This is a genomic window from Ruegeria sp. AB8, from assembly GCF_056542605.1.
In genome coordinates, this window is the sequence record NZ_JBQGAB010000057.1 from 1 (window position 1) to 6,990 (window position 6,990).

Annotated in this window: 7 protein-coding genes; 3 read left to right on the top strand and 4 right to left on the bottom strand. The window is 50.7% G+C overall.

Annotated elements, in window-relative coordinates; genetic code table 11:
• Both ACR0CG_RS23340 and ACR0CG_RS23345 read left to right on the top strand, forming a co-directional pair.
• Positions 1–180 (top strand): hypothetical protein (locus ACR0CG_RS23340; RefSeq protein ID WP_480527879.1); only part of this gene is annotated, 180 nt, incomplete at its 5' end.
• Positions 181–516: 336 nt separating this feature from the next.
• A complete protein-coding gene (locus tag ACR0CG_RS23345; protein WP_480527881.1) occupies positions 517–786 on the top strand; it encodes a hypothetical protein in 270 nt (89 codons plus the stop codon).
• Positions 787–1,260: 474 nt separating this feature from the next.
• Here ACR0CG_RS23345 and ACR0CG_RS23350 read toward each other — a convergent pair whose 3' ends face one another.
• The 4 genes from ACR0CG_RS23350 to ACR0CG_RS23365 all read right to left on the bottom strand — a co-directional run bounded on the left by ACR0CG_RS23350 (position 1,261) and on the right by ACR0CG_RS23365 (position 5,368).
• Positions 1,261–2,106 (bottom strand): hypothetical protein, encoded by an 846-nt coding sequence (locus ACR0CG_RS23350; protein ID WP_170682815.1) that lies wholly within the window; start codon positions 2,104–2,106, stop codon positions 1,261–1,263.
• 34 nt (positions 2,107–2,140) lie between these two features.
• Positions 2,141–3,331 (bottom strand): carbohydrate porin, encoded by a 1,191-nt coding sequence (locus ACR0CG_RS23355; RefSeq protein ID WP_480527883.1) that lies wholly within the window; start codon positions 3,329–3,331, stop codon positions 2,141–2,143.
• Positions 3,332–3,472: 141 nt separating this feature from the next.
• A complete protein-coding gene (locus ACR0CG_RS23360; RefSeq protein WP_170682817.1) occupies positions 3,473–4,324 on the bottom strand; it encodes an aspartate/glutamate racemase family protein in 852 nt (283 codons plus the stop codon).
• Positions 4,325–4,345: 21 nt separating this feature from the next.
• A complete protein-coding gene (locus ACR0CG_RS23365) occupies positions 4,346–5,368 on the bottom strand; it encodes an FUSC family protein (protein ID WP_170682818.1) in 1,023 nt (340 codons plus the stop codon).
• A gap of 301 nt (positions 5,369–5,669) precedes the next feature.
• Between ACR0CG_RS23365 and ACR0CG_RS23370 the strand changes: the two genes are divergently transcribed.
• Positions 5,670–6,668: a helix-turn-helix domain-containing protein gene (locus ACR0CG_RS23370; RefSeq protein WP_480527885.1), complete on the top strand. Its 999-nt coding sequence runs from the start codon at positions 5,670–5,672 to the stop codon at positions 6,666–6,668.
• Positions 6,669–6,990 lie beyond the last annotated feature (322 nt).

Sequence of the window (6,990 nt, forward strand, 5' to 3'; positions counted from 1 at the left end):
TCATCTCCACTCCTTGGCGGTTACGATGAGCCAGAAACCCTCTCTTATCAAATCTACTTAAACTGTCCCATTGGTGCTGACGTCAGACAAGTAGGTTTCTTGAAATCGAACTGGGCCATCAAATTACGGCAGGAAAGCACAGTGACTTTGTCCATGAACGCTTTATTGAACGGGGGCTGACGAGACACGCGGAACAGATTGCGCGCCTGGTGAACGTCAAAGCGAAGGCAGCCGTTGGTAACAAGCAGCACCAGAAGGCAAACCGCGTTGGATTTGACATCATTGAATTTACTTCAGAACTCAATGAGGTAGCGGCATTGCCACCTGAAGAGCAAATCGCTGCGTTTGCAAACCTTCTGTCCCGGAACGACAGCCTGGAAATTGAACAAGGCAGTCGCCGGTCCCGACTGCTTGTCAAACAAGACGGTCAAGTTGTCTGCAATGCAAACAGGATTTTGAAGATTGCAGCTTCGGAGGTCGAAGCGTTTGTAGAACTGACTCTTAAGGAGATAGAACATGGAAAAAGGAAATCAGAAAACGTTGACACCTTCACGGAACAACCCAGAAGCGGGGGAGGTTTTGATGGAGCTGGTTCAAGGGCAACGAAAAATGAAGTCGTTGATCGAAGCTCTTCTAGATCCAGGCCTGTCACCGGACGACAAACCGATACGGGATCTCATCGAAACACTGATACTGAACCAGCAAGCGATCATCGAAGACAACCACACCATCAAAGCCAATACAGACGCAATAGTGCGTTTATTAGAGGATATCAGGGAGGCTTAACCGTGAGGCAGATGTCAGCGGCTGCTAGGAGTGCAAAGCCAATGATCGATGACCTGAGAGCAATGGCGGCGGATTTTAGTTCTTTTTCAGCAGAGCCGATACCTGATTTGAATGACCCCTTCCTTATGATGAAGCTTTCGAGGCTCCTTGAGAAAAGTCTAGGTAGTCGACCTGGAATGTGACCGGCGGAGGAACTGCACCTTCAAGTGGGGAAACCTCTTGGGAATGTCGGAGTTCGTAAAAAGATCGATAGCACAGGCTGGTCAGGTTGGTCCCAAACGGGCGCGTACTTAGCCAGTCGATGTCCGCTCGACGCAACAATGTGAACTTTCGCTGTGAACACCCCAACGTTAGTTTTGAACGCATCGCTGTCTCCCATTCCAAGGAGTAATGTAGGAGACAGATGCTTGCGCACCTTTAAGAGGTTTTCCTTTTCCCAAGATGCAGGTTTTCAGGAGCTGGCGAATTTGGGATTCATACGCGATCTTTCAGCGCCTGTTCCATTTCCCAAACTGTTGCTTTCAGAGTGCTGTCGTCAATTCGAAGAAAGCCTTCTTCTCCACGTTGCGTATCAACGATTGCCAACATCAAAGCCGACAAATACGCCGATAATACAAAAATGCGCCAGGTAAGACGTCGACCAATTATTCCGGCTCGGTTACCTAACAAGAATAGAGTTACGATTGCGGCGAGGAGCATCATTGCCTGTGCCGAATTGGAGACGGGTAGCGAAAGCGTTTTTACCCGATGCAGGTGGGCATCAAGTGCGTCACTCATAGCGCTGGCAACAAAAACTTTTTGAGCGATTGGAGTATCATCCCCGAGATTTTCCATCATCAGCGGCCAAAGTACTGCTTGTTTTTTAAGACTGGTATCGAGAAACCTGTGGACGTTGTCCAGCGTGTTCAGCGAGTAGTTTTGGGGTGGGATTCGCGATTTGGTGTATTCCAGAATTGCAGATTGAAGTTCTGTTCGCCCAGGCTCCAGAAGAAAGTCTGCGCGATTGAAAACTGTTCCAAGGGCGGCGGCTTCTTCTACAAGTGCCGCTTCATTTTCATCTGCTTGAGCCAATGAATGCCCATAGGTGAAGGCTAAAATCAGACCAAGAACCGCAAGTAGAGCGCCAAATGAAGCTTCGCCAATAACTGGGTCAACGTTACCTTTCTTTCGTATTAGGTTTTGCCGGACTACGGCTCCGAACCAAAACCCGAGAACCGCCGCTAGAGGCAGTGCCGCAAAGAGAATGATGCCGGTTGTAACTATGTCAAACGTCGGCAACGTTATATCGGTATAAAGGTGGGCGGCTGTATTGTTGTTCATCGAACGCAACCTTCAATGAGACCCAATTCAGCTTCTAGAAGGTGAACCGGGTCCGCAATCCAAGCACAGTAACTTCGTCATCTATGTCGTTGAACGCCGGGTTCTCGACATGTTGCACGCTGAATGTGAGAGCCGCATTCTGCGCGAGTTGCCAGCGATAAAACCCTTCCAGAGAAATCTGATCTTCGTCTGAATTGAAGGCCTGGCTCCAGCTTGCTCCCAGCCCCACGAAATCGCCTTTGAAGAAGTTTCCAAAGACCCCCACGGCAGCGGCTTTTTCGTTTAAAGTATCGGCTCCATCGCTGGCCCATCCTAAGCGACCAAATGTTCCGATACGCCTTTCATCGTCCCAAAAAAAACCAGCGGCCGAAGCGCCCCAACCGGATTGGGCGTCGGGTTTGTCGACCGCGTCGCGATGCCATAATGCTATATGAACATTGTCGAAACGGAACGTATCGTCGGAAACACCGCGATTGGACCAACCAAATTCCACACCCTTGAAAAAGTCGCCTTCACCGAGGCTGTCAAATCCGTATTCGTCGTACGAGCCGTTGGCGTCGTTAATCGTTCCGATGACATAGTAATTGTTTGGCAAACCAACGAATGCTGCAACGCCAAGACTACCAGCAGCCGGGTAAGACACTGTATTGCTGAGGATGATCGTGCTGTTCATGAACGACGTATTGGAATCAGATGCCGGGGTTACGTTGAAGTAGCCAAAAGCATTAAGCCGTCCGGCCCTCAATTCCACTGTACGTTCACCCTGCCACCGTTGCCGCCAATACAGTTCCGTCACACCAAAACCCTGGTTGCTGAAATCAGGTGCCGTGATACCTGCGTAGCCAAAGTTAGGACCTAGTTCTTCTGGGGCAATGCCGCTTCCGATGCGGTGTCGGTTTTGCATGTGAAATACAAGTGAACCGTTTCTATTTGTATCCCGGCCGGTTAACTCCCAAGTGCCGAAGAATCGAGCAAAACCACCCACTGCCGAGTCGTCGCCAACCGAGTTGTTCCCCTTTTGGGCGACTAACTGGTAGTCGAACCCAAACCTCAATCCGGTTCTCTCATAGACGCGCTCTTTGTATGCAAACCAGGGCTCAAGGGCTCGATCTATGCCTGGAAAATCAAAGGTACTTTCTTTTGGGGCTGCGTTTCGGTCCAATATCCCTTCAACATCAAGTGCACTTACAACAGGCGGCTGTGTTCCTGACGTGCTTTCGGCCAAGACCGCGTCTCCAAGAAATAACAGAAAACTGGAAAGGGCTGGTACAAGAGCCTGTTCTCGAAGCGACGATGGGAAAGGCATTTTTTGATCCTATGCTGAACTAAGGTAGGGCCGACAGTGTCGGCCCTGTCAAAAATCGGTTTACATATGCCCGACAAATGGCCGTCGCAATGCGCCCAGATAGACCCAGTTCGTCAACGTTGTGTAATCCCAAACGGGAAGTTTGACCGCTTTTTGTACGGCGTGAGCAGCTGGTGGTAACTCAGTGCACTCCAATAGGATCGCACCGATGTCATTGTTGGCTACAATCTCACGAGCCGTTGCCACGATCTCTGCTGTCACCGCCGCAGGGTTGTAGCGACCGGTCATTTGCAAGGCGTTGGCAAAGATCTCGCCCTGTACGCTTTCGATTACCAGCTTGGATTCCTTGAGTTCCTTACTGAGGCCACAGTTTTCGACCGCCGCACATTTCTTTAGCAAGGGACCGTTAGCGGTGATTACCCCGACTTTCTTGTCTGCGGGCATGCTTGCCACCATTGCGGGGAGTTGCAGCAGACTGGAAGAAAAGAAGGGTATCTCAAGATGTTCCTGCACCACTTTTTGGTATGTTCCCCAGAAACCGCAATTGCCGATGATCGCACGAACACCTTGTAGCTCCAGCCACTTGGCGGCATCGACGGCAGCTTCTGTAAAGTTCTGTGTAGGCTCCTCGGCGGCGATGTCGGCGATGTTGTCACAGATCATTTCGCGATAAAGCATCGGAAAATTGAAGGTGGAGGCGTTCCCCATGTTGCCGGGCATCATAGGCAGGTTTCCCCGAAACTGAATCAATCCGATTGTGACGCCGCCAACGTTCCTGCCTTCCCACCAGGTGACGTCGTCATCGTCCTCATATCCTACAGTTTCCGCGTATAGATCCGTGTCATAGGAGCCTCGCTTATTAACACGCCAATCAGGTGTCCCTTGGCTTGGAATAATTCCGTCCGAACTCATTTTCTTACCTCCTGATTTACTCTAAATTTCGTCTTTGCTTCCGACTGGCGATGCCATGGCTTTTCCAAATTGCTGCTGTGCCCATTGAAGGAAAACAACAGTCACCATCGCAACTGCGATGCCCAACGCTTCGCCAAGGAAAGTCTCGGCCGCGATTACGTTCTGAAGCTCAGGTTCAAGTTGCACCCATCCGACCGCGCCCATCATCACTAGAAAGAACATCAATGCACCCGAATGCATGCTCATCGTGGCGAACGTCAGAAAAGCCATCGCTATAGTCAGCGAGTCCAGCAACAGCCCGGCACCAATCAAATTAGCCAGGTAGAAACCGATGAATCCGCCAGCAACGACACCCACCAATCTTCCCAACCCTGCGATCCACGATTGGCGGGCATCGAACCCTATGACAAAGAATGCGGCACCGGCAATAACCGTCGGATTGACGGCCAGGTGACGGTATCCAGCAAATGTCGTAGCGCCTAGTACGAATGCAATCGTTACGGCAAATACGCACACATATTGCAGTGAGAACGGTGACTTTTCTTCGGCGGGCTCTTGGCTGCCGTCGGAGGGGAAGACACGTTCTCCTGCCCAGATCAAGGCAACCAAAACACAAGATCCAACTACTATTGCTATCAGAACGTTCGAAAGACTTGTGCCGTCGATCATAGCGGGACCGTAAATTGCCCAACAGATGACTACATATCCGATGAGATACGGGCGCATTCCCTTGGCCAATAGAAAACTACCGAGTAAACCGGCGAGAAACGTCAACAAGGTGACGGACCACATGCCGGTTCCAAAGACGCCAAACAGGATAGTTAGCACTAAGGCGCCAAGTCCGAACGCAATAATTCCGACAACGCGTTGTTTCAGGGCGCCTGGCAAATCAGTAATCCAGCCAAACAACATCACAAGTCCGGTTGCCATCCACGGCTGATTAGTAACCGCGGCCAGCAGCAGAACCACGAGCAATCCAAGGGCAACTTTCAAGCCAGTTGGGGCATCAAAGCCAGCCCAATTTATTCTAAAAAGTTCTGACATTTTTGGCCGTCCCTAATCAGTTTGTGACCAAGACCAAAACTCTATTGGCGTCCAGAAATTCTCGATAAAGTTACCATAGCATGTTTCGAGATCTGGAAAGCTTTTTATAGTCATGGACTTATGCACAGCGCCCCGCCCGGCGCTTTTGGGGAGCGTAGCCGGGGCCCGCGCCACACGTCCTGCCAATTTTGGCCACAGCAGAGTTTTGTTGGCGAAAAATGTCAGGTAGAATGACTTGGGGATATACCTTTGGTTTTGGAGGGGCTTCAATGACGTCATGGTCAAATTGTCCAAGAGTAGAATGTCGACGCTGCCTTTGATCCGCGTTCGAACCGGCGCACCAATCGTCAACGCCTTCGACAAGCTTGGCCTGCCGACTGACGAACTTCTGGATGGTGTCGGGCTAAACCGAGCGACCTTCGAAGATGCTGAAGCATTCGTATCCGCAATTGTGCTTTACCAGTTCTTTGAGGATGCGGCAGCGGCGGCGAACAATAGCTGCCTATTGTTTTCCATTGGTCAGGCTATGGACATGGCCAAATGGGAGCCGATGCTGTCTGCTTCTGAAAGCGCTAAGACCGTCGGTGACTTTCTAACCTTTTTTGCAATCGAAGCTACTAAGCACTCCAGCGCAACACGGCAAAATTTGGAAGTCCACGGCGACAAAGCCATCGTTTTTGGTAAGCGGTCATTCAAGCCGACCTTTGTCCCGGCGCAGATCGATGGGTTCTTTGTTGGCCTTCTTCTGGCGCTCCTTCGGGAAATGATGCATGACAAGTGGCAAGGAAACGAGGTCATCGTGACTGTGAGTGACCCCAAGTGCCTACCAAAGCACTTTCTGGGCGTGCAGGTCATCAAAGGTGATCGGTTGGGCTACAAGGTGATGTTTCCTGGCTTGTGGTTGAGGCAACAGTTTGACAGGCCCGTTTTTCTTGAGCGGCTTTCAAACCGGGCGGCAAATCCTCCCCCAAAACGCGGAATTGTGGACTCGGTTCGACAAGCTCTGGAACCCCTTGTCGGACAGAGCCCAATATCGGCCGAAGATGCAGCTGAAATCTGCGGTTACGCGCCTCGTACGCTTAACAGGCTTCTATCGGCCGAGGGTACTTCGATGCGTAAGGAGTTGGACCATCTCAAAAGCCAATATGCCCAAAAGAAGTTGCTGGAAACTAGTCAATCAGTCGAGGAGATTTCGGCTCAACTGGGCTATGCGGATGCTACGAGCTTTTCCAGATCCTTTCGGCGTTGGACAGGCCAGTCTCCGCAAAAATTTCGTTTGGCAAATTCCGAAACAGAATGACGAAACGCCGTATAACAAATTCTGTCGGGTAGTATTTTAGTAGATTTACCGTCACTCAAGATATTTGCGTTTGCCATACTTGGGTTTCATAAGCTGACTCAGTTGTTGTTTTGCCAGTTTCATATGCCAATGTCCGCAATGCGAGCCTTTCGGCCATTTGATCGTTGCGCAGCATTCGGCATATACGGGCCCAAACCGGTCATCGGATGGTTTTAGTCACGCCTGAAGGCCCTGTCTGACGTCAGCACCAATGGGACAGTTTAAGTAGATTTGATAAGAGAGGGTTTCTGGCTCATCGTAACCGCCAAGGAGTGGAGATGAG